The organism is Ensifer sp. WSM1721, assembly GCF_000513895.2.
Classification (GTDB): domain Bacteria; phylum Pseudomonadota; class Alphaproteobacteria; order Rhizobiales; family Rhizobiaceae; genus Sinorhizobium.
In genome coordinates this window covers 998,795-1,022,508 of sequence record NZ_CP165782.1, presented here as the reverse complement: position 1 = coordinate 1,022,508, position 23,714 = coordinate 998,795, and the positions used below count along the sequence as shown (strand labels likewise).

21 protein-coding genes are annotated in these 23,714 nt (G+C 61.9%); 9 read left to right on the top strand and 12 right to left on the bottom strand.

The window, feature by feature from the left end; all coding sequences use genetic code 11:
- Window positions 1-313 precede the first annotated feature (313 nt).
- Window positions 314-787, top strand: coding sequence for a MarR family winged helix-turn-helix transcriptional regulator (locus tag M728_RS04955; RefSeq protein WP_026612524.1), 474 nt, complete (start codon window positions 314-316; stop codon window positions 785-787).
- Between the two features lie 81 nt (window positions 788-868).
- Here the strand turns inward: M728_RS04955 and M728_RS04950 are convergent, their stop codons facing one another.
- From M728_RS04950 to M728_RS04920, 7 genes are all read right to left on the bottom strand, one after another.
- Window positions 869-3,064, bottom strand: coding sequence for an esterase-like activity of phytase family protein (locus tag M728_RS04950; RefSeq protein WP_026619303.1), 2,196 nt, complete (start codon window positions 3,062-3,064; stop codon window positions 869-871).
- A gap of 299 nt (window positions 3,065-3,363) precedes the next feature.
- Window positions 3,364-3,636, bottom strand: coding sequence for a DNA-binding protein HupB (hupB, locus tag M728_RS04945; protein ID WP_026612526.1), 273 nt, complete (start codon window positions 3,634-3,636; stop codon window positions 3,364-3,366).
- Between the two features lie 221 nt (window positions 3,637-3,857).
- Window positions 3,858-6,275, bottom strand: a complete 2,418-nt coding sequence (gene lon / locus M728_RS04940) for an endopeptidase La (protein ID WP_026619302.1) — start codon at window positions 6,273-6,275, stop codon at window positions 3,858-3,860.
- Between the two features lie 413 nt (window positions 6,276-6,688).
- The gene (gene clpX / locus M728_RS04935; protein ID WP_026612528.1) at window positions 6,689-7,966 is read right to left on the bottom strand and encodes an ATP-dependent Clp protease ATP-binding subunit ClpX; all 1,278 of its coding nucleotides are present in this window, start codon (window positions 7,964-7,966) and stop codon (window positions 6,689-6,691) included.
- A 292-nt stretch (window positions 7,967-8,258) separates the two neighbouring features.
- Window positions 8,259-8,891: an ATP-dependent Clp endopeptidase proteolytic subunit ClpP gene (clpP, locus tag M728_RS04930; RefSeq protein WP_026612529.1), complete on the bottom strand. Its 633-nt coding sequence runs from the start codon at window positions 8,889-8,891 to the stop codon at window positions 8,259-8,261.
- A gap of 396 nt (window positions 8,892-9,287) precedes the next feature.
- Window positions 9,288-10,847, bottom strand: a complete 1,560-nt coding sequence (locus tag M728_RS04925; protein WP_026619301.1) for a phospholipase D family protein — start codon at window positions 10,845-10,847, stop codon at window positions 9,288-9,290.
- 18 nt (window positions 10,848-10,865) lie between these two features.
- Complete coding sequence (locus M728_RS04920; protein ID WP_026619300.1) at window positions 10,866-11,723, bottom strand: endonuclease/exonuclease/phosphatase family protein; 858 nt, start codon at window positions 11,721-11,723, stop codon at window positions 10,866-10,868.
- Between the two features lie 182 nt (window positions 11,724-11,905).
- On the opposite strand from M728_RS04920, the gene M728_RS04915 reads away from it, so the two are divergent.
- Together M728_RS04915 and M728_RS04910 are read left to right on the top strand one after the other, a co-directional pair.
- Complete coding sequence (locus M728_RS04915; RefSeq protein ID WP_026619299.1) at window positions 11,906-13,153, top strand: cytochrome P450; 1,248 nt, start codon at window positions 11,906-11,908, stop codon at window positions 13,151-13,153.
- Window positions 13,154-13,263: 110 nt separating this feature from the next.
- Window positions 13,264-14,469, top strand: a complete 1,206-nt coding sequence (locus tag M728_RS04910) for a hypothetical protein (protein WP_026619298.1) — start codon at window positions 13,264-13,266, stop codon at window positions 14,467-14,469.
- A 32-nt stretch (window positions 14,470-14,501) separates the two neighbouring features.
- Here the strand turns inward: M728_RS04910 and M728_RS04905 are convergent, their stop codons facing one another.
- Genes M728_RS04905 through M728_RS04895 form a run of 3 tightly spaced genes read right to left on the bottom strand, consistent with a single transcriptional unit; the run spans window position 14,502 to window position 16,607 of the window.
- The gene (locus M728_RS04905) at window positions 14,502-14,849 is read right to left on the bottom strand and encodes a cupin domain-containing protein (protein WP_026619297.1); all 348 of its coding nucleotides are present in this window, start codon (window positions 14,847-14,849) and stop codon (window positions 14,502-14,504) included.
- Between the two features lie 23 nt (window positions 14,850-14,872).
- Entirely contained in the window at window positions 14,873-16,153 is a 1,281-nt protein-coding gene (locus M728_RS04900) for an O-acetylhomoserine aminocarboxypropyltransferase (protein ID WP_026619296.1), read from the bottom strand.
- Between the two features lie 25 nt (window positions 16,154-16,178).
- Complete coding sequence (locus M728_RS04895; protein WP_026619295.1) at window positions 16,179-16,607, bottom strand: CoA-binding protein; 429 nt, start codon at window positions 16,605-16,607, stop codon at window positions 16,179-16,181.
- 204 nt (window positions 16,608-16,811) lie between these two features.
- Here M728_RS04895 and M728_RS04890 point away from each other — a divergent pair, with 204 nt between their 5' ends.
- Window positions 16,812-17,648 carry a DMT family transporter gene (locus M728_RS04890; RefSeq protein WP_026619294.1) on the top strand — a complete coding sequence of 279 codons (837 nt, stop codon included), beginning with the start codon at window positions 16,812-16,814 and terminating at the stop codon, window positions 17,646-17,648.
- A 2-nt stretch (window positions 17,649-17,650) separates the two neighbouring features.
- Here the strand turns inward: M728_RS04890 and M728_RS04885 are convergent, their stop codons facing one another.
- Window positions 17,651-18,472, bottom strand: a complete 822-nt coding sequence (locus M728_RS04885) for an enoyl-CoA hydratase (RefSeq protein WP_026619293.1) — start codon at window positions 18,470-18,472, stop codon at window positions 17,651-17,653.
- Window positions 18,473-18,619: 147 nt separating this feature from the next.
- Here M728_RS04885 and M728_RS04880 point away from each other — a divergent pair, with 147 nt between their 5' ends.
- The 5 genes from M728_RS04880 to argC all read left to right on the top strand — a co-directional run bounded on the left by M728_RS04880 (window position 18,620) and on the right by argC (window position 22,338).
- Window positions 18,620-19,051, top strand: coding sequence for a PaaI family thioesterase (locus M728_RS04880; protein ID WP_026619292.1), 432 nt, complete (start codon window positions 18,620-18,622; stop codon window positions 19,049-19,051).
- Window positions 19,052-19,269: 218 nt separating this feature from the next.
- Window positions 19,270-19,734: a 50S ribosomal protein L13 gene (rplM, locus tag M728_RS04875; protein ID WP_026619291.1), complete on the top strand. Its 465-nt coding sequence runs from the start codon at window positions 19,270-19,272 to the stop codon at window positions 19,732-19,734.
- 2 nt (window positions 19,735-19,736) lie between these two features.
- A complete protein-coding gene (gene rpsI, locus M728_RS04870; protein ID WP_018239369.1) occupies window positions 19,737-20,204 on the top strand; it encodes a 30S ribosomal protein S9 in 468 nt (155 codons plus the stop codon).
- A 153-nt stretch (window positions 20,205-20,357) separates the two neighbouring features.
- A complete protein-coding gene (speB, locus tag M728_RS04865; protein WP_026619290.1) occupies window positions 20,358-21,314 on the top strand; it encodes an agmatinase in 957 nt (318 codons plus the stop codon).
- A 91-nt stretch (window positions 21,315-21,405) separates the two neighbouring features.
- A complete protein-coding gene (gene argC, locus M728_RS04860; protein WP_026619289.1) occupies window positions 21,406-22,338 on the top strand; it encodes an N-acetyl-gamma-glutamyl-phosphate reductase in 933 nt (310 codons plus the stop codon).
- A gap of 68 nt (window positions 22,339-22,406) precedes the next feature.
- Here the strand turns inward: argC and M728_RS04855 are convergent, their stop codons facing one another.
- Window positions 22,407-23,510, bottom strand: a complete 1,104-nt coding sequence (locus M728_RS04855) for a COX15/CtaA family protein (RefSeq protein ID WP_026619288.1) — start codon at window positions 23,508-23,510, stop codon at window positions 22,407-22,409.
- Between the last annotated feature and the right edge of the window lie 204 nt (window positions 23,511-23,714).

Here is a 23,714-nt window from a genome sequence, read left to right as displayed (position 1 = left end):
CGGCGCCGCATCCCACGTCAATGCGAGTGCGCGCCTGTACACAGGTGGTATGCCCGCTCACCCCAAGTGCTCTCCAAGCAGCGTCATTTTCGCCGGTGCGACCGAACCCATGGGGCGCATAGAGCATTCCTCCAGCCGGATATCCAACTCATGGATTTCTGAGTTACTTTCCTTTGAGGCCGGCAAGACCGCGCCGCGCTGCGGGCATTAGCCTTAAGAATTAGGAGGTTCTTGTCGACAAATGTGGCAATTGTAACTATCAATAGGGTAACTGCCATTTGACATGGCACCTCAAAATATCGCCATGGTGGTCATGAAGAAGACATTCGAAGTTTCCGACAAGCTGTTCGAGCTCTACCATCGCGTTCATCGGCTGGTTAACGAATCCATGACAGAGGAAGGCGTCTCACTTGCCCGGAGCAAGTTCCTCTTCTTCCTGAGCAAACTCGGTCCCTGTCGGTCCACGGATATCGCCTGTGCGCTGAACTTCGCTCCGCGGACGGTGACCGAGGCGATCGACGGGTTGGAGCGCGACCGCCTGGTGATGCGCAAACCCGACCCGGAGGATCGCCGTGCGAAAATCGTCTCGATCACCGAGACCGGACGGGCCGTCCTCGAAGCGGCGGAACACCCGCGCAAACAGCTCCTGGAGGAAATCTTCTCGGCGCTCGACGACGAGCAGCTCGACCAGCTCTACGATATCGTCAGCAAGCTCGTCGAAAAGACCGACGAAATCCGCAAGCGCAAGGAAGAAGCGGAAGAGGCAGAGATCGCCTCCGCGCGATAGGCCGCGGGCATCACTTCGCAGAAAGAGAAGAGGCCGGGGCGTCATGCTCCGGCCTCTTCCGTTTTCTCCCGGCCTCGACGCTTACATCGCGTCGATGGCACCGATGGAGAAGAACAGGGTTTCGCCGGAAGAATCATCGACGCCGTCATTGTCCGTGACGACATAACCATTGCCGGCGGCGTCAACTCCGAAGCCCTCGACCTTGTCGACGACATAACCGTTCAGCGCCTTCAGATCGGCAATGAGATCGCGCACCTCTTCCTTGCGGACGACCGGCAACTCGCTGCCGAGCTTGGCGGGCTTCAGATCGGCGAGAGGAACGCGATAGAGCTTCTTCAGCTTGGCTGCCTCGCCGATCAGATTGTCGCGCTCGATGATATAGGCATAGTCGCCATGGACGGAGATTTCCGAAAGGCCGACCCAGCCTTCTTCCGACTTGTCGAGCGGATAGCGCACCGCACCCCACTCCTCGGTTGCCGGCTTGTAAGAGACGAGCTTGACGAAGCCTTTCTCGTCGTCCTTCCATTCGCGCTGGACAGCCATCCAGAGGACCTGGTCGTCCCCCTCGCCCACGGTCGCGATACCTTCGAAACCGTAGCGGATTTCGTTCGCACGCAACTCCGCCGGCAAGGCGATCTCCTTCTTGATCTCGCCCTTCTTGTTCACATGAAAGAGCGCGTGGCTGTAAAGCTTGTCCGAATTGCCCTCGGAAGCGAGCCAGAAGCCGCCGTCGCCGTCATTGGCGACGCCTTCGATGTCGAGCTTCTGGGCGGGAGCACCGTCGCGGGTGATCGGCAGCGTCCCCGTGATCAGTGCCGGGGTCTGGGTGGCGTCGATCGTGAAGATCGTCGGCTGCGAGGAGAAGACGGAGTCGCTGACAGCGCGCAAGAAACCCGGCTTGTCCATGACCGCCGCAAGACCGGAAAGCGCGCCGAAGCCGATCGGCGTGCCGTCTTTTTCCGACGAGCGAATCTGCGGATAGGCGGCCCTCCCTTCTGCCCTTTCGTAGATCATCACATGTGCCCGCGCTCCACCGTCCTCAACGAGATCCACCTCATTGGCGGTCGCAAACAAATTGCGGCCGGGAATGGCGACCGCGCCCTCGGGTGAAATGCCGGACGGCAGAAGCTGGAGGAGTTCGGGTTCAGCGCCGGTATCCTTGTAGACGCCGACGATCGAGGCGCGCTCGGAGAGCACAAAGAAGAGGCTGTCGTCGCCGAAACGTGCCGCTTCGACGCCCTCCGGTTCGATGCCCTTGGCCGACGACCTCTTCTCCGGATAGTGGCCAATGGCTGCGATCGCATGTTCGAAGCCCGCGCCGGACTCGAAGAGGACCTTGCCGGTCGCATCGAAGATCGTGAAACCGCGCGCACCGCCTTCGTAGTCACCTTCGTTGGCGACGAGCAGACGATTGTCGTCGAGCCATTTCACGGCATCCGGTTCGCGCTTGCGGCCCGGCTGCTCGCCCGTGAAGGAGATGGCGCCATCCCGCTTGGCATCGATGTTCTTCAGATCGACGGTGCCGGCGGAGAAATGCGTCTTCACGGTCGCGGATTTACCGTCGATGATGACGAGGTGGTTGTTCTCCTGCAGCGTCAACGCGATTTCGTCCTTGCCGTTGAAGGCGACGAATTCCGGCTCCGGATCGTCACCCGCGACCTCGGCGAGACCGGTCAGCGCCACATGCTTGATCGTCGTGCAATCGGCGATGCCGTCCTTCAGCGACAGGATGACGAGATCGCCGGTCGGCATCTGCGGGATCTTTCCATCCTCGACGTCCTCATCGCGCTCGTTCTCGATCGCGACTGCGGCAAGCGTCCGGTCCTTGTTCAGGGCTACCGAATCCGGCTGGCCGCCGAGGTCGCAGGTCGCCTCCACCTTCTTCGCCACAACGTCGACGATCGCGAGGAGGCCTGAGGGCTTGGTGAAGCTTTCGCGCGTATTGACGGCGACGAGAGCCTTTGCGCCGGCGATCGCGACTGAGGTCGGCTCGCCATCGAAGGATACGATGCCGCTCGCCTTCGGCGCCTTGGCGTCGGTAATGTCGATGAAGCCGATGCGCTTGCCGGGGCTGTCGGTATAGATGAGCGTGTTACCATCTTCACTCGCGGTGATGATCTCGGCCGATGTCGGTGCCTTCCGGTCGGCTCCCGCAGGCAGGTTGTCGGCGACGGCAAAGGATGCAACCCGGTTGAATACCTGTTCGGCCTTGACGGCGGACGCCGTCGATGCGGCGAGAGCCGCGGCCAATGCTGTGGTGATCGAAAATGCTTTCATCTGTCCCTCCTTGTCGCGGCACATGCGCCGATCGCGCTTTCTCGCGCCGCGCTGACATCCGGAATCGGCGGCGGCCGGGGCCGGACGGGAGGCTTTTGCAACCGTCCTGTAACAGCGGGATGACAGCGGAGGTTGAAACGAAAAGAGGCCCGGTGGACCGGGCCTCAATCAACCTGCCTAAGACCCTCGCCCGGAAGCGACGTCGCGGCAGATGGAACATGAACCTAATCGCGGACGGCCGTTGCTAGGGACCGGCAATGGAGAATGCCGTTCGGCAGCCTTTCCGCTGAAACGTCCTATCAGTTGACGGCGTCCTTAAGGCCCTTGCCGGCGGTAAACTTCGGCACGTTGCGCGCCGGGATGTCAACTTCCGCGCCCGTCGACGGGTTGCGGCCCTTGCTGGCTTCACGGCGGGTAACGGAGAAGTTGCCGAAGCCGACGAGGCGAATGTCGCCACCGTTCTTCAGTTCGCTCTGGATGGTCTCAAAAACTGCATCAACTGCAGAGGACGCATCAGCCTTCGAGAGGCCGGCCTTTTCGGCAACGGCAGTCACGAGCTCATTTTTGTTCATGTTTCCACCCCTTTCACACTGGTTCGAAACGACTGTCTTCTTAAGCCGGGGCCGCTTGCGCCTCACCCACGTCTTGCCATCCCCAATTGCGCCTAATCCCTTGGAATGCAAGGCTTGCAGCACGCTTTTACAACAAAAAAGACCGGCAAAAGGCCGGTCTTCCTTGTTTTTCTGCTTGAGGGGCGCAAGCGGGCCACAGTCGCGGCCCTTTGCGCCTCCCTTTAGTGCGCGATCGATGCCCCCGCTTCGTCCTGCGAATCAACCGCCGGCATCGCCGGCTGGCTGGCCGGATCCCATTCGATCGGCTCAGGACGCCGCATCAAAGCGTGTTCGAGCACCTCGCCCATCCGCGAGACCGGGATGATCTCGAGGCTGTTCTTCACGTTGTCCGGAATATCGGCGAGATCCTTGGCGTTCTCCTCGGGGATCAGCACCTTCTTGATTCCGCCACGCAGAGCCGCCAGCAGCTTCTCCTTGAGGCCGCCGATCGGCAGGACGCGACCACGCAGGGTGATCTCCCCGGTCATCGCCACGTCCTTGGAGATCGGAATGCCGGTCATGACCGAAACAATGGCCGTTGCCATGGCGACACCCGCGGACGGACCATCCTTCGGGGTTGCGCCCTCAGGTACGTGGACGTGAATGTCGCGCTTGTCGAACAGCGGTGGCTCGATCCCGAAATCGATCGCGCGCGACCGGACATAGGATGCCGCTGCCGAAATCGATTCCTTCATCACGTCGCGCAGGTTGCCGGTGACCGTCATGCGGCCCTTGCCGGGCATCATCACGCCTTCGATCGTCAGCAGCTCGCCGCCGACCTCGGTCCAGGCGAGGCCCGTGACCACGCCTACCTGGTCGTCGCGCTCGGCTTCGCCATGGCGGAAGCGCGGCACGCCGAGATAGTCGTGCACGTTCTCGGTCGTCACTTCGACCTTCTTCGTCTTGCCTTTGAGGATTTCGGTCACAGCCTTGCGCGCAAGCTTCATCAACTCGCGTTCAAAGTTGCGAACGCCCGCTTCGCGCGTGTAGGTCTGGATCACGGCCATCAGTGCGCCGTCCGTGACGGAGAACTCCTGCGGCTGCAGCGCATGGTCGCGGATCGCCTTGGGCAGGAGGTGCCGCTTGGCGATCTCCAGCTTTTCCTCTTCGGTATAACCGGCGATGCGGATCACTTCCATGCGGTCCATCAGCGGCGCCGGAATGTTGAGCGTGTTCGCCGTGGTGATGAACATCACGTTCGAGAGGTCGTATTCGACCTCGAGATAGTGATCCATGAAGGTCGAGTTCTGCTCCGGATCAAGCACTTCCAGAAGCGCCGAAGACGGATCGCCGCGGAAGTCCTGCCCCATCTTGTCGACCTCGTCGAGCAGGAAGAGCGGATTGGCCCTTTTTGCCTTCTTCATCGATTGAACGATCTTGCCCGGCATGGAGCCGATATACGTGCGGCGGTGACCACGGATTTCGGCCTCGTCGCGAACGCCACCCAACGCCATGCGAATATATTCGCGGCCAGTCGCCTTGGCGATCGACTTGGCGAGCGAGGTCTTGCCGACGCCCGGAGGTCCGACAAGGCACAGGATCGGGCCCTTGATCTTCGTGGAGCGTGCCTGCACGGCGAGATATTCGACGATACGTTCCTTGACCTTGTCGAGACCGAAGTGATCGGCGTCGAGCACCTTCTCGGCGTGATTGAGGTCGGTCTTGATCTTCGACTTCTTGCCCCAGGGCAGGCCCAGGAGCCAATCGAGATAGTTGCGAACGACGGTCGCTTCCGCCGACATCGGGCTCATCTGGCGCAGCTTCTTCAGCTCCGCATCGGCCTTTTCTCGAGCTTCCTTGGAAAGCTTCGTCTTGGCGATGCGCTCCTCGATCTCGGCCATCTCGTCGCGGCCGTCCTCGCTGTCGCCCAGTTCCTTCTGGATCGCCTTCATCTGCTCATTGAGGTAGTACTCGCGCTGGGTCTTCTCCATCTGGCGCTTGACGCGCGAGCGGATGCGCTTTTCCACCTGTAGGACCGAGATCTCGCCTTCCATGAAGCCGAGCGCCTTTTCGAGACGCATCTTCACGCTCGTCGTCTCCAGCATTTCCTGCTTCTCGACGATCTTGATCGACAGATGGGATGCGACGGTATCGGCGAGCTTCGAATAGTCTTCGATCTGGCTCGCGACGCCGACGACTTCCGGCGAAATCTTCTTGTTGAGCTTCACATAGCTTTCGAATTCCGACACGACCGAGCGGCTCAGCGCTTCGATCTCGACCGGATCTTCGTCGGGCTCGCGGAGCGCATGGGCCGCCGCCTCATAGAAATCGTCGCGCGGCGTGTAGCGCTCGATCTCGGCGCGCGCGCGGCCTTCGACGAGAACCTTGACGGTACCGTCGGGGAGCTTCAGCAGTTGCAGCACATTGGCAATCGTGCCGACCTTATAGATGGCGGAGGCTTCCGGATCGTCGTCAGTGGCGTTGATCTGGGTCGCGAGCATGATCTGCTTGTCGGTACCCATGACCTCCTCGAGGGCGCGGATCGACTTCTCCCGGCCGACGAAAAGCGGCACGATCATGTGCGGGAAAACCACGATGTCACGCAGCGGCAGAACCGGATAGGTCGCACTTTCAGTCGCCGGAGACGTTTTGCTCGTCATATCATTTCCTTTCCGTCCCGATTTTCGGGCCCGTTCCCGGGAGCCTCAGCGGCACTCCCGGCTGTCACATTTCCTACATGAAAGTGGAGTGCAAGAGAGGCCTTTTCAAGGTAAGGCGCAACCTCCGCCTTCATGGATATCCCTGAGTCCCTACGCTGAGATGCTGTCGCGGACCTTACGACCGAGGGCCAGCCCGGCTTTCTTTGAGTCGTCGCATCATCGCGTCGTCGCGGCACTTTAGCAATAATCGATTCGCGAGATCACAGTGATTTTGAACCGAAAACCACTCAAGCTCGCCAGGAATCGAAGCTGAAGGAGCTCGCTCCGACAGCGACTTCCGCGACCAGGGTATATGCGCACAAAAAAGCCCGCACATGGCGGGCTTTTCAAACTATCGTGAGCGACCAGCCGATTTAGGCCGAGACGTTGGTCTTCTCCTCGGACCGCTCCGAGTAGATGTAGAGCGGACGCGCCGTCCCCTTGACCACCTCATCCGAAATGACGACCTCGCGGACGCCCTCGAGCGTCGGCAGCTCGAACATGGTGTCGAGCAGGATCTTTTCCATGATCGAACGCAGGCCGCGCGCGCCGGTCTTGCGGACGATGGCCCGACGGGCGATCTCGCGCAGCGCGTCTTCGTGGAAGGTCAGTTCGACGTCTTCCATCTCGAACAGGCGTTGATACTGCTTGACCAGCGCGTTCTTCGGCTCCGACAGAATCTGGATCAAAGCGTCTTCGTCCAAATCTTCAAGCGTCGCGAGAACCGGCAGGCGGCCGATGAATTCGGGGATCAGGCCGAACTTGACCAGATCCTCCGGCTCGAGGTCGCGCAGCACCTCGCCGACGCGACGGTCTTCCGGAGCGCGGACCGTCGCGCCGAAGCCGATCGACGTCTTCTCGCCGCGGGCGGAGATGATCTTGTCGAGGCCGGCGAACGCACCACCGCAGATGAAGAGGATGTTCGTCGTGTCGACCTGCAGAAATTCCTGCTGCGGGTGCTTGCGGCCACCCTGCGGCGGCACGGAGGCGACGGTGCCTTCCATGATCTTCAGCAGCGCCTGCTGCACGCCCTCGCCGGAAACGTCGCGGGTGATCGACGGGTTATCCGATTTGCGGGAAATCTTGTCGACCTCGTCGATATAGACGATGCCGCGCTGAGCGCGCTCGACATTGTAGTCGGCCGCCTGGAGAAGCTTCAGGATGATGTTCTCGACGTCCTCACCGACATAGCCCGCTTCGGTCAGCGTCGTTGCGTCGGCCATGGTGAAGGGAACGTCGATGATGCGCGCGAGCGTCTGCGCCAGATAGGTCTTGCCGCAGCCCGTCGGCCCGACCAGCATGATGTTCGACTTCGCGAGTTCGACATCGCTGCTCTTCGCCGCATGGGCAAGCCGCTTATAATGGTTGTGCACGGCAACGGACAGGATGCGCTTGGCCTGCTGCTGGCCGATGACGTATTCGTCGAGGACCTTGATGATCTCCTGTGGGGTCGGAACGCCATCGCGAGACTTGACCATCGAGGTCTTGTTCTCCTCGCGGATGATGTCCATGCAGAGTTCGACGCATTCATCGCAGATGAACACGGTCGGTCCGGCAATCAGCTTGCGGACTTCATGCTGGCTCTTGCCGCAGAACGAACAATAGAGGGTATTCTTCGAGTCACCGCCGTTGCTACCGCTGACCTTGCTCATTTCCATTTCCTTCCAGCACGCCGGACACCTTCGGAAAGATATCGCGGACCACTCAGTTCGCCTTGCGCAAAGGCCCCCGGCACAGCGCAAGGTTCTTGGGAGTACTCACCGCGTCAGGCGCAAGGGCCCGACTTCGGCCGCAACGACTCTCCCGCCGAAATCCGAATGCCATGCTCTCAAGATTCAAACACGGCATTAAGGATTCATATTAACGGCTTTGACCTTCCGATAAAGCCCCTTGGCCCTTACAAATGTGTCACAATTACATCTGTGGTGACACAAATGCTCGATTTCAACCCTGTGAGGCGGCCTCTACGGCATCGCGCGAGGTGATCACCTTGTCGATCAGGCCCCAGTCCAGAGCTTCGTCGGCGCTCATGAAATGATCGCGGTCAAGCGTCTGCTCGACCTCTTCATAAGTGCGGCCGCAGTGCTTGACGTAGACCTCGTTCAACCGACGCTTCATTTTGAGGATGTCCCTCGCATGCCGCTCGATATCGGAAGCCTGCCCCTGGAAGCCGCCGGACGGTTGGTGCACCATGATGCGGGAATTGGGCGTTGCGAAACGCATGTCCTTGTGGCCGGCCGCAAGCAGCAGCGAACCCATGGATGCGGCCTGACCGATGCAGAGCGTCGAAACCGCGGGCTTGATGAACTGCATTGTGTCGTAGATCGCCATGCCGGCGGTCACCACGCCACCTGGTGAGTTGATGTAGAGTGCAATTTCCTTCTTCGGATTTTCCGCCTCGAGGAACAGCAATTGCGCGCAGACGAGCGTCGCCATGTGATCTTCGACGGGACCCGTAAGGAAGATGATGCGCTCCTTGAGCAGCCGCGAATAGATGTCGTAGGACCGTTCGCCGCGGTTGGTCTGCTCAACAACCATCGGCACCAGAGCCATGGCCGTATCAACTGGATTTCTCATATCGAACCTTCATCAATCGCCCGCAATCCCTTCGCGGACCGGAATCATCGGTTTAGCCTCAGACCTTACATAGAGTGTCAATGCCCTTCACTTCAAGTCGCCAGCATTCGATAATGCTTTAATGGCCGCAGGCCGCTGGGCCAAGGATTTTTACCGGTCGGCCCGTCATTCGATAGAACATTTTTCAGGTTCCGCCCCCTTCGGGCGCCTAGCCTGCCGTCTTGCTCACAGGCATTCGCGTATCGTAGGTAAACGGACCGTGAATTCCCGGGCCGCTTTGATGCGGTACCGAAACTCTGATTGCCGTTGTCCGCCCCTCAACCGCCTGCCGGCACTGTCTCCGCGTGCCGGAGAGCGGTTCAGGTGAAGAGCAGCGGCAGCGCAAAGCCGCAAACCTCAAAGCTGTGACTCAAGCGGCAGGAAGCGGATCGCCCCGGCGATCAGCCGGCGCAGGATGCCCGCGTCGGGTTCGCGGCGCAGCACCCGGGTCGTTCCGTTCGTCCGGTCGCGCCAGGCAGGCTTGCCCCCCACCAAAACCAGGCGATAGCTTCTCTCCGGCAATGTCTCGTCATGGAATATCGATTGAAGCTCCGCGGCGAGCGCTTGATCGGAAAAGATGATCCCCATCTCCGTGTTGAGCGAAGCGGAACGCGGATCGAAATTCATCGAACCGACATAGCCAGTCAGGCCGTCGACGACGAAGGCCTTGGTGTGCAGGCTCGCGCTTCGCGCGCCGAAGAGCGATATCCGATGGCGTTCGATGAAATCGCCGCGCTCCTTGAGCTCGTAGAGCTCCACGCCGGCACGCAGCAGGCCCTTCCGATATTTCATGTAGCCGCCATGCACGGCCGCGACGTCGGTTGCGGCAAGCGAATTCGTCAGCACCGCCACTTTCGCACCCTTGTTCCCGAGCAGCGCCAGTTCGCGCGTCCCCTCGGCGCCCGGGATGAAATAGGGCGAGATGATGCGCAGATCGTGTCTTGCGGCGTTGATCAGGGGGAAGAGCTCACGCAGAAGCCAATTCTGCCGCTTCTGCATCAAAGCCTTTTCCGGCGGGTCGAAAGCCACGCGCAACTCGGCGCTGCGATGAAGGGAACGGCTGCCCCAATAGGGCCCCTTCTGCGCCGCCACTTCATCAACCCTTTCCAGGTAGAAACGGCCGGCAGCGGTGCGCGCCACCCCGTCAAGCGCTTCGCGCAGCGCCGGCAGGTAGTGCTTGCGTGGGGTCCTCAGCGCCGCAATCGGCAGGACCGACGCGCTGTTCCAATAGAGATCGAACATCGTCGTCGCCTGATCGACGACAGGTCCTGCCATCCAGACGTCGAGGTCGCGAAAGTTCGACTGCTCGGCAGCGTCGAAATATGCGTCGCCGATATTGCGACCGCCAGCGATCGCCAGACGGCTGTCGGCCAACCACAGCTTGTTGTGCATCCGGCGCGTCGCACTGAAGGCGCGGATCGCCATCTCGAAGCCGCGGCGGAAGCGATCGGTCCGCGCCCGGCTCGGATTGAATAGGCGCACATCGACATTCGGATGCGCGTCGAGGGAGATGCAGAGACGGTCGTGAATGCCGGCGTTGATGTCGTCGAGCAGCAATCGGACGCGCACGCCGCGATCGGCAGCCCGGAGGATCTCACGCGTCAACAGAAAGCCGGTCAGATCGTCCTTCCAATAATAATATTGCAGGTCGAGGCTGCGACCGGCCCTGCGAGCGGAATGGGCCCGCGCGACAAAAGCCTCGATATTATCGGATATGAGCGCGATGGCGCTCTCTTCGCTGCGGGCCGGGAAAAACGGTCCGATATCCTCGTCGATGCCGGTCCTTTCTTCACCGACCGGAAGTGCGAAAGACGGATCGGTCTTCGGTCGGCGTCCGAACCAGCCGTAGACGTAAAGGACTGCGACGAGGAACAGGGCGAAGAGGATCGCAAGGAAGAGTGCAATCCAGGACCACATGACGCGCACCCTCGGGCGTTACACCGGCTCCGCGCCGATCAAGCCGGTACGGTCACCATCATTGGCCTCCTGCTGGGCGGCCTTAAGGTCGATCGAGGCCTTGACGGGCAGATGGTCGGAAGCCACGCGCGCCAGCGGCGTGTCGTGCACCGACACGGAGGTCACGAGATGATGCGGGTTGCCGAGCACCCGGTCGAGCGGCAGCAGCGGGAAGCGCGACGGAAAACTCGCGACCGCTGCGTGCGAAGGGTCGAATGTCGGGCTCAGGAACTTGAGCGACGAGCGCTTGCCCATGCGCCATTCGTTGAGATCGCCGATGAGAAGCGTCGGCCGGCCGGCACCGTCCGCCGTGGCCTTCAGGAGCGTTTCAGCCTGCCGCGCACGGGAGTGGCGCAGCAGGCCCAGATGCGCGGCGATTATCCGCAACGGCCCTGCCTTGAGGTCGAGATCGACAACCAGGGCGCCACGCGGCTCGACGCCGGGCAATTTCAACTGTCGCACATCGGAGACCGCCCCTTCCCGGAGCAGGAGGACATTGCCGTGCCAGCCATGACCTTTCTCCGAAAACGGGGCAATCGGAACCGAAACGAGATGTGCCTCGCGGCGCAGATGCTCCAGATCGAGAAGCCCGGCGCGTTCGCCGAAGCGCTGATCGGCCTCCTGGAGGGCGACGATGTCCGCTCCGATCTCGCTGATGACCTGGGCGGTTCGCCCCGGATCGAAGCGCCCGTCGGTACCTACGCATTTATGGATGTTATAAGAGGCGATCACGATATCGCCGCGGCTCACGGCCGCCTCGCGATTGACGACGATCGGCCGCCGCTTGCGGATGGCCGCGATGATGCCTGCGGATAAACTACCTTGCGCCTTTGCCATGCCGCTCCCTGTTCGTTGCCGCATCATGCTTAAATAAGTCGATCGGTGCCACCGAAAAAGTCGGGGTGCTGCATCTCGATGCTTTTGGAGAGTACCCACCGATTGCTCTTGCCGTAACCGCGCCGGGCGCAATAGAGATGCTTGGGAAACGTGAGCCCGCCCCCATCGCAAGAGTCGACGTCATGTCCGCAGTCCCCGGCATCAGCATCAACGGCGCCGCCCGGCGCGTCTCCCTCGACGTTCGCAATCCGGATTTTTTCCGCAATCCGCTTCCGGCCTATGCAGCGCTCCATGCGCAGTGTCCGGCCTTCTTCTGGCAGGAGCAGCAGCAATGGTACTTTGCAGGCTATGATCAGGTGAACGGCCTCTTGCGCGACCGTCGCTTCGGCCGCCAGATCCTGCATGTTGCGACACGCGAAGAGCTCGGCATGCCCGAGCCGAAACCACATCTCAAGGATTTCGACGCGTTGGAGGCGCATTCGCTGCTCGAATTGGAGCCGCCGGCACACACGCGCCTGCGCACGCTCGTCAACCGCGCCTTCCTTTCCCGGCAGATCGAGCAGCTCCGGCCGGATATCGCGGCGCTCTCGCACTCCGTCATCGAAAGCTTCGCGGGGGATCGCGAAGTCGAACTGTTGAAGACGTATGCCGAGACGATCCCGGTCACCGTCATCGCGCGCATGCTCGGCATTCCGGCCGAGGCGGCACCGCGCCTTCTCGACTGGTCGCATCGCATGGTGAAGATGTATGTCTTCAACCCGAGCTTCGAGACGGAGATAGACGCCAACCAGGCTTCCGCGGAATTCGCGGATTATCTGAAAGGCATCATCGCCGAGAAGCGCACCAGGCCGGCGGACGATCTTCTCACGCACATGATCACCTCGGAGAAGGACGGCGAGCGGCTGTCGGATGCCGAACTGATCTCGACGACGGTACTGCTTCTGAATGCGGGCCATGAGGCGACGGTCCATCAGATCGGCAATGCCGTACGCACCATCCTGCAATCCGGCCACGCCCCGGCCGCGCTTTTCGCCGATGAGGCTGCAACGGAGAGAACCGTCGAAGAGTGCCTGCGTTTCGCGGCTCCCTTGCATATCTTCCAGCGTTACGCCTTGTCCGACATCGACCTCGGGGACGGCATCGCGCTGAAGAAGGGCGACAAGATCGGGCTGATGCTGGGGGCTGCAAACGTCGATCCCCGCAAATTTTCCGCACCCAACACGTTCAAGCCGGACCGCGACGAGGGCGCGAATGTCTCGTTCGGCGCGGGCCTGCATTTTTGCATCGGTGCGCCGCTCGCGCGGTTGGAACTCAAGATTTCGCTGCCGATCCTCTTTGAGCGCCTGCCCGGCATGCGGCTCAAGGGCGAGCCTCCCGTCAAGGACAGCTTCCATTTCCACGGGCTGGAGCGGCTCGATCTGGTCTGGTAGCTACCCGCATGTTTCCTTAATCGGAGGCGACCGCCAGTTGGTTGCCGTTCAAATTCCGTTAAGCATAAAGCCTTATTGGCGTTTGGACGAACCGCGATGGGGACCTGCCGATGCCGCCAATCAAGTTCACGAGCCTGCTCGTCGCGAGCGTCGCCCTGAACGGCTGCCAAAGTGATCTTGCCATGGTCACCGACGCGGCTCTCAGGACAGTGTCCGGCTATCCCGTCGCGCAGCAGCCCGGCGTCTCCCGACCGACGACTCCATCCACCCCGACGGATCCGCCCGCGCCGCCGACGGATCCTTCCACACCGCCGACCGAGAATGTCGAAGCGAAGCCGGCCTGCGATGCCGGGATGCAATCCAAGGTAAGGGCGCACGGCAACAACGCCATCACGCTCAACTGCAGCCTCCGTCTTTCGTCCGTGGACGTCGTCACCCATCCGCTCGTCTTCGAAGGCAGCGCGGCTTCCGGCTCCGTGCTCGACTGCGGCGGCGGCACGCTCGACGTGAGCGCCGGCGAGTCCCGCAAACAGAAGACCGCCGTCGCCGTTCGTTCGAAGAAGGATGCCTCCGGCGCCTGGGATGCGCCGTCAGGCGTCACCATACGCAACTGCAAGATCAAAGGTTTCGTCAGGATTTACGGGCTCGGAGAAAACGCCAATGGCGAGACGATGAAGGCATCGTCGCGGAATGCCGACCACACGGCATTCGCCCAGGCCTCCGCACCGAAGAACATACGGCTCGATAGCGTTACCTTCGACGCTCCCGACGGCATTCCCCTCTACGTCGGCCCCGGGGTGACCAAGGCGGCTCTTGTCAATTCGAAGGTCGACGGCAAGTCGAGCTCGGTCGCCGTCTATCTCGACGCGGAATCCGCCGGCAATACGATCAGCAACAATGTTTTCGGGATTTCGACGGAGACACGGGAGCTGATCGCGATCGACGGCTCGGCGAACAACAGGATCAGCAACAACGCCTTCGAGCATGCCGAAAACGGCGGCATTTTCGTCTATCGCAACTGCGGCGAAGGCGGGGTGATCCGCCACCAGAAACCGCAGCACAACCAGATCGTCGGCAACACGTTCCGCTATCGGTCGTCATTCCTCGCACAACCGGCAGTCTGGCTGAATTCGCGCAACGGCGGCCGCAGCTATTGCTTCACGGATCCGGCCTATCCCTTCGGCAGCAGCGCCAGCAACCGCGACTTCGCCCAGAACAACGTGGTCCGCGACAACAAGCTCGTAGGCGGAAGCGAAAGCCTCATCCGCAACGATGATCCGACGAACGACGTCGGTGCCAACACGGCAGCGAGGTAGCCCCCCCCCGGCATCCGACCGCGTAAGGCGGGTTAGAGCCGGATCACGTACTCCTTGCGAGTCGTTTCAACGACTTCCCAGGTTCCCTTGAAGCCCGGTCTCAAGACCATGCTGTCGCCGGCCCTCAGGTGAACGGGCCCTGCGCCGCCATCCTCGATCACGATCGAATGGCCGCTGAGGAGGTGGAAATATTCCCATTCGTTGTACGCGATCCGCCATTTCCCGGGCGTTGCCTCCCAAATGCCGGCATAGAGGCCGCCGGGAGCCTCCTCGAAGTTCCAGGTACGAAACTCGGGATCGCCGGAAATCAACCGTTCGGGTGCCGGCGCGCCGAGTTCGGGTTCGAGCGACGAAGGGTCGAATTTCAGCATATGGCTCATGGGCGCCTCCATCTTCGGCTGTCTTAGATCTTGGCAAGCGCCTGATCGAGATCGGCAATGATGTCGTCGACGTCCTCTATGCCTACCGAGAGGCGGATGACATCAGGCCCAGCGCCCGCTGCGGCCTGCTGCTCGGGCGAGAGCTGCCGGTGCGTGGTCGACGCGGGGTGGATAACGAGCGAGCGAGTGTCGCCAATATTGGCGAGATGAGAGAACATTTCCAACGCTTCGACGAAGCGCTTGCCCGCCTCGTATCCGCCCGCAACCCCGAAAGTGAAGACGGCCCCTGCGCCTTTGGGGGAGTAGCGCCTCTGAAGCGCGTTGTTCGGATCGTCTTCGAGCCCGGCGTAGCGCACCCACGACACTTTCTCATTGTTCTTTAGCCATTTGGCGACCGCGAGCGCATTGTCGCAGTGGCGTTGCATCCTGAGCGGCAAGGTCTCGACACCCGTCTGGATCAGGAACGCATTGAAGGGCGAGATCGCCGGCCCGAAATCCCTGAGGCCCAACACCCGAGCGGCGACCGCAAAAGCGAAGTTTCCGAAGGCCTGGTGCAGCACGACGCCGCCATATTCCGGCCGCGGCTCGGACAAAAGCGGGTACCTGCCGGATTTCGACCAGTCGAAGGTGCCGCCGTCGACGATGATGCCGCCCATGGAATTGCCATGGCCACCGATAAATTTGGTCAGCGAATGCACGACGATGTCGGCACCGTGTTCCAGCGGCCGCACGAGATAGGGCGTCGCCATCGTGTTGTCGACGATCAGCGGCAGCCCGTGGCGGCGCGAAACCTCGGCGATCGCGGCGATATCGACGAAGGTGCCGCCCGGATTGGCCAGGCTCTCGATGAAGATCGCTTTGGTGCGTTCGTCGATCCGTGCCTCGAAGCTTACCGGATCGGCCGAATCCGCCCAGCGGACCTGCCAGTCGAAGGACTTGAATGCCTGGCCGAACTGGTTGACCGAGCCGCCGTAAAGCTGCTTGGCGGCGACGAAATTGTCGCCGGGGCTCATGATCGTATGAAAGACGAGAAGCTGGGCGGCGTGGCCCGAAGAAACCGCAAGCGCGGCCGTCCCGCCCTCCAGCGCTGCGAGCCGCTCTTCGAGCACCGCCTGCGTCGGGTTCATGATGCGGGTGTAGATATTGCCGAACTGCTGCAGGCCGAAGAGAGCGGCGGCATGATCGGTGTCGTTGAAGACGAAGCTCGTCGTCTGGTAGATCGGCGTCGCCCGCGCGCCCGTTGCCAGGTCGGGCTGGGCTCCGGCATGGACGGCGAGCGTGCTGAAACCGGGACCCGCTTTCATAGTTATGTCTCCCCTCCCCGAGCGATCAGCCGATCAAGCGCGGATATTCGATCGCCGGGCAGCGATCCATGACGACTTTGATGCCTGCTGCCTCGGCTCGGGCCGCAGCTGCGTCGTCGCGGACGGACAACTGCCCCCAGATCACTTTGGGCAGCGACGGCAGCGTCAGGATCTCGTCGACGAGCGCCGGTAGCGCATGGGCGGCGCGAAAGACATCGACCATATCGATCGGCTCATTGATGTCGGCAAGGCGCGCCACCACCGGCTGATCGAGAATGGCGCGACCGGCATGGCCGGGATTAACCGGAATGACGCGGTAGCCCTTGCGCAACAGGAAAGCCATGACGCGGTGGCTCGGGCGCTCCGGCTTCGGCGAGGCGCCAACAAGCGCAATGGTCTTCGTCTCGCGCAGAATATCGGCGAGATAGTAATCCGGGTAGGCGTCGTGGTTCATGCTGGCCATCCGCATCGTTGTCGTGCACGGATAGTTGGCGTCGCGCGGCGGCAAGTCAACCAAGACACCCGCTTCCGCCCCGCATTTGCACCGTTTCGTTGCCGGCCGTCGCGACCGGAGGCCGACCGGATGAAACCGATTGCATTTCCGGCGGCGCAGCGCCACAACCGATACTCCCTCCATAGCATCCCGCAGAGGTCCATCTTGCCACTTGACGTCATTGCGCTCGTACTCCTCGGAGCGCTTCTGCACGCGACCTGGAATGCACTCGTCAAGTCAGGCTCGGAAAAATCCCTCGACGCGGCCATGGTGGCGCTGGGGGCGGCGGCGGTGGCGCTCCCCTTTCTCCCTTTTTTGCCTTTGCCCGGGCCCGAGGCCTGGCCCTATATCCTCGTTTCGGCACTGTTCCAGTTCGCCTATTTCCAACTGGTCGCCGCCTCCTATCGCGCCGGCGACATCGGCCTCGTCTACCCCTTGATGCGCGGCGTCGCCCCGCTCATCGTCGCGGCGACAAGCAGGCTTGTCATTGGCGAAGAACTGAGCGGCGGAGCTCTGGCCGGCATCCTGACGATCTCGGCGGGCGTGCTGACGCTCGCCTTCGAATCCCGCAAGGGCGGCAAGCACGCGATCATGCTGGCGCTGCTCAACGCCTGCGTGATCGCAAGCTATACCTATGTCGACGGCATCGGTGCGCGGGTTTCCGGCAACCCCATCTCCTACACGCTGTGGATGGCGCCGCTGCCGGCCGTTCTTCTCTTCGCCTGGGCCTTCCTCCGGCGCGGCGTCAAGCCGGTGCTCAGGCACGTGGTGCATAACTGGTGGCGTGGGCTGATCGGCGGCGGTGGTTCGCTCGCCGCCTATGGCCTGGCGCTCTGGGCGATGACCAAGGCGCCGGTCGCAACGGTCGCGGCGCTGCGGGAGACCTCGATCCTCTTCGCCGTCGTCATCTCCGCGGTGTTTCTGAAGGAGCGCGTCAGTGTATGGCGCGCGATTGCCGCCTGCGTCATCGCGCTCGGCGCCCTGCTCTTGAGACTGGCTTGAGCCTACTGTTCCTTCCACTCCGGCATGCGCTTGCCGAGAAAGGCGCCGATGCCTTCCTCGGCATCGCGGGCGAGCATGTTTTCGACCATCACGCCCACCGCGTAGTCGTAGGCCTCGGCCAAAGGCATTTCGGCCTGCCGATAGAAGGCCTGCTTGCCGATCTTCAGCGCCTGCGGCGATTTCGCGGCGATCACGGCGCCGTATTTGTCGACCACCTGGCGCAGATATTGCTGCGGTACGATGCGGTTGACGAGGCCGAATTCCTTGGCGGTCCCGGCATCGATCGTCTCGCCTGTCAGCAGCATTTCCATCGCCTGCTTGCGGTGCGCCGCACGCGAGAGCGCGACCATCGGCGTCGAACAGAAAAGGCCGATGTTCACGCCGGGCGTGCAGAAGGTCGAGGTGTCGGTGCAGATCGCAAGATCGCAGCTCGCCACCAACTGGCAGCCAGCCGCCGTCGCAAGACCGTCAATCTCCGCGATCACAGCTTGCGGCAGCTTGCTGATCTTCAGCATGATGTCGCCGGCAAGACGTATCGTGCGCTCGAAGAAGGCCCTCCCGCCGTCGGCGTCCGCGCGGTGTCCAGTCATTTCCTTCAAATCATGGCCCGCGGAGAAGAGCTTGCCCATAGCCGCGATCACCACGACCTTGATCTCCTTGGAGGCCGCCGCTTCATCGAGCGCCGCCAGCAGCTCTTGCATCAAGGCGATCGAAAGAACGTTGGCCGGAGGGTTGTTGAGCGTCAGCCGCAGCACCGGGCCCTTCGCTTCGTGCAGCAGCAGACCGCTCGGCTCTTCCTTTCTGAATGAAACGACATCCGCCATGGCCTTCTCTCCTTTTTCGAGATGAGGTCGTGGTACGACGCCCTCACGGGTCTTTCAACCCCGCGCGTTCGAGCCGTAAGACCTTTTTCCGGCTTGCATGATTGGCATAGGCGTCCTGTAACGAGCGCACCAGAAATGGAGGCGACGATGAACTTGCAGCCGATCATGACCGTCGAGGAGCTCGATCGCTTCCTCGACACCGACTTTCCACAGGTGCATACGGACGGCAAGATCTTCGCGGTGACGGACACCGGACCGGGCTTCGCGACGATGCGGCTCGACCCGAACGAACGGCACATCCGGCCGGGCGGCACTGTTTCCGGGCCGACGTTGTTCGCGCTTGCGGACGTCTCGGCCTATATTGCGTTGATCGCGCATATCGGTCCGGTCGCGCTCGCCGTCACCACCAATCTCAACATCAATTTCCTTCGCAAGCCCGAGCCTGAACCGCTCGAATGCACCTGCCGGATCCTGAAACTCGGCAAGCGGCTTGCCGTCCTCGACGCCTCGATAACTGCCGTCGGCGGGGACGAATTGATCGCTCACGCTACCGCGACCTATTCGATTCCTCCGCGCTAAATTGTGGTATTGCAGAACCACACAGCTAAGCCGTTGAATCTACCGCATATTCTTTCGCGCGGCGCGAAGTATCGCTCTTGACCTTGCTTTCGTGCTTCCGTATAAGCTGCCGCAGATCGCGGTCCCCTCGGGCCGCCTTCTTTTTTGGCCTCATCGAGGTCAATGCAAGCAACAAGAAACGCCCGGCTCGCTTCCGGGTCCAACGAAAGAGTTTAGATATGGCAACCTTCGTTCAGAAGCCTGCAGAGGTGGAGAAGAAGTGGATCCTCATCGACGCCGAAGGCCTCGTTGTCGGTCGCCTCGCTTCCATCATCGCAAACCGCCTTCGCGGCAAGCATAAAGCCACCTTCACGCCCCATGTCGACGACGGCGACAACGTCATCGTCATCAATGCGGAGAAGGCCGTCCTCACCGGCAAGAAGTACACCGACAAGAAGTACTACTGGCACACCGGCTATCCGGGTGGCATCAAGGAGCGCACCGCTCGCCAGATCATCGAAGGCCGCTTCCCGGAGCGCGTCATCGAGAAGGCCGTTGAGCGCATGGTCCCCCGTGGCCCGCTCGGCCGCCGCCAGATGAAGAACCTGCGTGTCTACGCCGGCACCAACCACCCGCATGAAGCACAGCAGCCGGCCGTCCTCGACATCGCCAAGCTGAACAGCAAGAACACAAGGAGCGCCTGATAATGGCTGACCTTTCCGCTCTAAAGGATATCGCCACGACCGCGGAACCGGCCGCTCCGGTTCACGTCAAGAAGGTCGACGCGCAGGGCCGTTCCTACGCGACCGGCAAGCGCAAGGACGCCGTCGCCCGCGTTTGGGTCAAGGCCGGTTCTGGCAAGATCACCGTCAACGGCAAGCCCTTCTCGGCTTACTTCGCTCGTCCGGTCCTGCAGATGATCCTGCAGCAGCCGATCGTCGCTGCCGCTCGCGACGGCCAGTTCGACGTCGACGCAACCGTTGCCGGCGGCGGGCTTTCCGGCCAGGCCGGTGCCGTTCGTCACGGCATTGCCAAGGCCCTCACCTACTTCGAACCGGGCCTGCGCTCCGTTCTGAAGCGTGGTGGCTTCCTCACCCGCGACAGCCGCGTGGTCGAGCGCAAGAAGTACGGCCGTGCAAAAGCACGCCGTTCGTTCCAGTTCTCCAAGCGCTAATCGCTGGGCAGAAACTGCACTTTCGAAGGCCGGGCATGTCCCGGCCTTTTTTCATGCGCATGCATGCCGCGCCATGCACATGATTTTGTGGGCAAGCTCTTGCCTTGCCGACATCCATTGCCCAACGTCCCGCCCATCTGACGGGAGAACGGCATGGCCAACAAGACAATCGACCACGCGATCACTGCGAAATCCCTGACGTCGGCGGCTTCCGATCCGACGCATGCCGGCATCCTTTCCTTCATGCGGCGGAAATACACCAAGCAGCTCAAGGGCGTGGACACGGTTGTCTGGGGGATTCCCTTCGATGCCGCCACTTCGAACCGCCCCGGCGCGCGCTTCGGCCCGCAGGCGATCCGCCGCGCATCGGCAATCTTCGACAACGATCCGCAATATCCCTTCCAGCGCGATCTCTTCGCCGACATGGCGACGATTGACTATGGCGACTGCCTGCTCGACTACGGCAACCATGCAAAGACGCCACCCACGATCGAGCGCGAGGCGATGAAAATCCTGAAATCGGGCGCATATCTGTTGACGCTTGGCGGCGACCACTTCGTGACCTATCCGATCCTCAAGGCACATGCGGCATTGCATGGCCCTCTCGCCCTCGTCCAATTCGACGCCCACCAGGACACTTGGCCCGACGAGAAAGGCCGCATCGACCATGGTTCCTTCGTCGGCCGCGCCGCCCGTGAGGGGCTGATCGACGCGGAGCGTTCGATCCAGATCGGCATCCGCACGCATGCTCCGGAGGATTGCGGCATCCGGATCGTCTACGGCCACGAGGTGGAGGAGATGCGAGCCGAGGAGATCGCCGACACGATCGTCCGCCATGTCGGCAGCCACCCGGCCTATCTGACCTTCGACATCGACTGCCTCGACCCCGCCTATGCTCCCGGCACCGGCACGCCGGTCGCCGGCGGTCCCTCCAGCGCGAAGATCCTCTCGGTGCTGCGCAAACTCGGGGCGCTCCATATTGCTGGAAGCGACGTAGTCGAGGTGGCGCCTGCCTATGACCACGCGGATCTGACCGCCATTGCTGGCTCCACTATCGCCATGTATATGCTGGGTCTGCGTGCCGAGTGGCTGGCGGAGAGACGAGGCTGATGCCGGCGGCCGCACGCTCAAGAAATTGATTCAATTCTATGCCAGACTGATTCTGGAAAGTCCGGCAAGCGTCTGCAGGAGCAGGAAAATCATGAAACCGAAGATCTTCATTGATGGCGAACACGGCACGACGGGCCTGCAGATCCGTGCGCGCATGGCCGGTCGCACGGATCTCGAGCTCCTGTCGATCCCGGAGGCGGAGCGCCGCAATGCCGCGATGCGCGAAGATCTCCTGAACAGCGCCGACATCGCCATCCTCTGCCTGCCGGACGATGCCTCGCGCGAGGCAGTTGCCATGGTTGCCGGCAACAATCGCGTGCGCATCATCGACACCTCGACCGCGCATCGCGTCGCGCCCGACTGGGCCTATGGTTTCGCGGAAATGGACAGAATTCAGCCGCAGAAAATTCGCGACGCGCGCCATGTCGCCAATCCCGGCTGCTATCCGACCGGCGCGATCGGTGTGATCCGGCCGCTGCGCCAGGCCGGTATCCTGCCGGACGGCTACCCGGTCACCGTCAATGCCGTTTCCGGCTATACCGGCGGCGGCAAGCAGATGATCGCGCAGATCGAGGATGAGAAGAACCCGGACCACATCAGCGCGCCGCATTTTCTTTACGGCCTCACGCTGAAGCATAAGCACGTGCCGGAAATGAAGATGCATGGGCTGCTCGAGCGCGCCCCGGTTTTCTCGCCCTCGGTCGGCAAGTTCCCGCAGGGCATGATCGTGCAGGTGCCGCTCTATCTCGAAGAGCTTGCTCCCGGCGCGACGCTCGAAAGCATCCACGCCGCGCTTGTCGAACATTATGCCGGTCAATCGATCGTCGAGGTCGTGCCGCTTGAGGAAAGCGCCAAGCTCAACCGGATCGATGCGACGGAGCTCGCCGGTAAGGACACGATGAAGCTCTTCGTCTTCGGCACCAGCGGCGGTACCCATGTCAACCTGGTCGCGTTGCTCGACAATCTCGGCAAGGGTGCCTCGGGGGCGGCCGTCCAGAACATGGACCTGATGCTTTCCGCCTAAAGTGGAAGTGAAACAAAACCCCGGCAGCCACTTCTGCCGGGGTTTTTTGTTTGGCCGTTGCAGCCCTCTCAGCCGCGCACTTCGATCGCCGTCGATCTCGGATATTCGCCGACAAACCCGCGCCAATGGGCAATTGCAAAACCCAGAACGACCAAGGCACCCGCCTGGTGCAATACGCCCCAGCCGATCGGAACCTGCAGGAGAAGCGTCGTGATGCCGATCGCCGCCTGTGCCGTCACCAGCCCCAACAGGACCACGGAGCGGCGGGCATGGGTGGTTTCCGGCGCGGCACGCAGTGACGTGATCATATGCCAAAGCGCCAGTGCGAAGAGCAGATAGGCACCGAGACGGTGTACGTACTGCACCGTCTTCGGGTTTTCGAAAAGATTGATCCAGGCGGGCTGCTGAATGAACAGGCCACCCGGCACGAGCGCGCCATCCATCAACGGCCAGGTGTTGTAGCTTAGGCCCGCATCGAGACCGGCGACGAGCGCGCCCAGATAAATCTGGAAGAGGCTCATGGCCGCAACAATGCCGGCCACCGCCTGCGATCTTTTCGTCGGGGCGGCATCGTCCGAATGAGGACAAAGACCGCGGTAGATCCACATGCAGGCGGCAAAGATCAGGCAGGCGATGACCAGATGGGTGGCGAGCCGGTACTGGCTGACTTCGGTCCGCTCAGCGAGTCCGGAAGACACCATCCACCAGCCGATGAAGCCCTGGAAACCGCCGAAGGCGAGAATGCCGAGGAGCGGCAGCCTCAGCCGCCGCTCGATCCGCCCCGTGACCCAGAAGAAGAACAGCGGCAGAGCGAAGATCACGCCGATGCTGCGCGCGAGAAGCCGGTGTGCCCACTCCCACCAGAAGATCGTCTTGAACTCCTCGACCGTCATGCCCTTGTTGAGCTGCTCATATTGCGGGATGCGCTGATAAAGACGGAACTCCTCCTCCCATTCCTCCGCGGAGAGTGGCGGAATCACGCCGTGAATGGGCTTCCATTCGGTGATCGAAAGGCCGGATTCGGTCAGCCGCGTCGCCCCACCGACGAGCACCAGCGCAAACAAGGCAAACAGCACGACCGCAAGCCAGCCGCGGATCTGCCGGCGGTTACGCTCGGTTCTGCCAATCTCCTTGAGCAGCGTCTGTTCTATTGCCAACTCGGCGTGGGCCATGGGCGCTTCCTCATCTGTCGCCGGATACGGTCACCGCACACAGGCTCGCCGAGCGTGGCGGTCCGGAAAGCCGTTGATTTGCACCAGAGTGCCGTGCAAAACAAGGCCGAAGCCTTTGCGGCATGCCGTCGCGGCCGATTCTAAGCGGTTGGTGTGCGATGCGGACCGCACGCTCTTTTCTCGACCCAGCTTAGGTTGCCGCCA

Coding starts and splice junctions, on each gene's coding strand:
- M728_RS04955 (WP_026612524.1), top strand. CDS start 314: ATGAAGAAGACATTCGAAGTTTCCGACAAGCTGTTCGAGCTCTACCAT.
- M728_RS04950 (WP_026619303.1), bottom strand. CDS start 3,064: ATGAAAGCATTTTCGATCACCACAGCATTGGCCGCGGCTCTCGCCGCA.
- hupB (WP_026612526.1), bottom strand. CDS start 3,636: ATGAACAAAAATGAGCTCGTGACTGCCGTTGCCGAAAAGGCCGGCCTC.
- lon (WP_026619302.1), bottom strand. CDS start 6,275: ATGACGAGCAAAACGTCTCCGGCGACTGAAAGTGCGACCTATCCGGTT.
- clpX (WP_026612528.1), bottom strand. CDS start 7,966: ATGAGCAAGGTCAGCGGTAGCAACGGCGGTGACTCGAAGAATACCCTC.
- clpP (WP_026612529.1), bottom strand. CDS start 8,891: ATGAGAAATCCAGTTGATACGGCCATGGCTCTGGTGCCGATGGTTGTT.
- M728_RS04925 (WP_026619301.1), bottom strand. CDS start 10,847: ATGTGGTCCTGGATTGCACTCTTCCTTGCGATCCTCTTCGCCCTGTTC.
- M728_RS04920 (WP_026619300.1), bottom strand. CDS start 11,723: ATGGCAAAGGCGCAAGGTAGTTTATCCGCAGGCATCATCGCGGCCATC.
- M728_RS04915 (WP_026619299.1), top strand. CDS start 11,906: ATGTCCGCAGTCCCCGGCATCAGCATCAACGGCGCCGCCCGGCGCGTC.
- M728_RS04910 (WP_026619298.1), top strand. CDS start 13,264: ATGCCGCCAATCAAGTTCACGAGCCTGCTCGTCGCGAGCGTCGCCCTG.
- M728_RS04905 (WP_026619297.1), bottom strand. CDS start 14,849: ATGAGCCATATGCTGAAATTCGACCCTTCGTCGCTCGAACCCGAACTC.
- M728_RS04900 (WP_026619296.1), bottom strand. CDS start 16,153: ATGAAAGCGGGTCCCGGTTTCAGCACGCTCGCCGTCCATGCCGGAGCC.
- M728_RS04895 (WP_026619295.1), bottom strand. CDS start 16,607: ATGAACCACGACGCCTACCCGGATTACTATCTCGCCGATATTCTGCGC.
- M728_RS04885 (WP_026619293.1), bottom strand. CDS start 18,472: ATGGCGGATGTCGTTTCATTCAGAAAGGAAGAGCCGAGCGGTCTGCTG.
- M728_RS04880 (WP_026619292.1), top strand. CDS start 18,620: ATGAACTTGCAGCCGATCATGACCGTCGAGGAGCTCGATCGCTTCCTC.
- rplM (WP_026619291.1), top strand. CDS start 19,270: ATGGCAACCTTCGTTCAGAAGCCTGCAGAGGTGGAGAAGAAGTGGATC.
- rpsI (WP_018239369.1), top strand. CDS start 19,737: ATGGCTGACCTTTCCGCTCTAAAGGATATCGCCACGACCGCGGAACCG.
- speB (WP_026619290.1), top strand. CDS start 20,358: ATGGCCAACAAGACAATCGACCACGCGATCACTGCGAAATCCCTGACG.
- argC (WP_026619289.1), top strand. CDS start 21,406: ATGAAACCGAAGATCTTCATTGATGGCGAACACGGCACGACGGGCCTG.
- M728_RS04855 (WP_026619288.1), bottom strand. CDS start 23,510: ATGGCCCACGCCGAGTTGGCAATAGAACAGACGCTGCTCAAGGAGATT.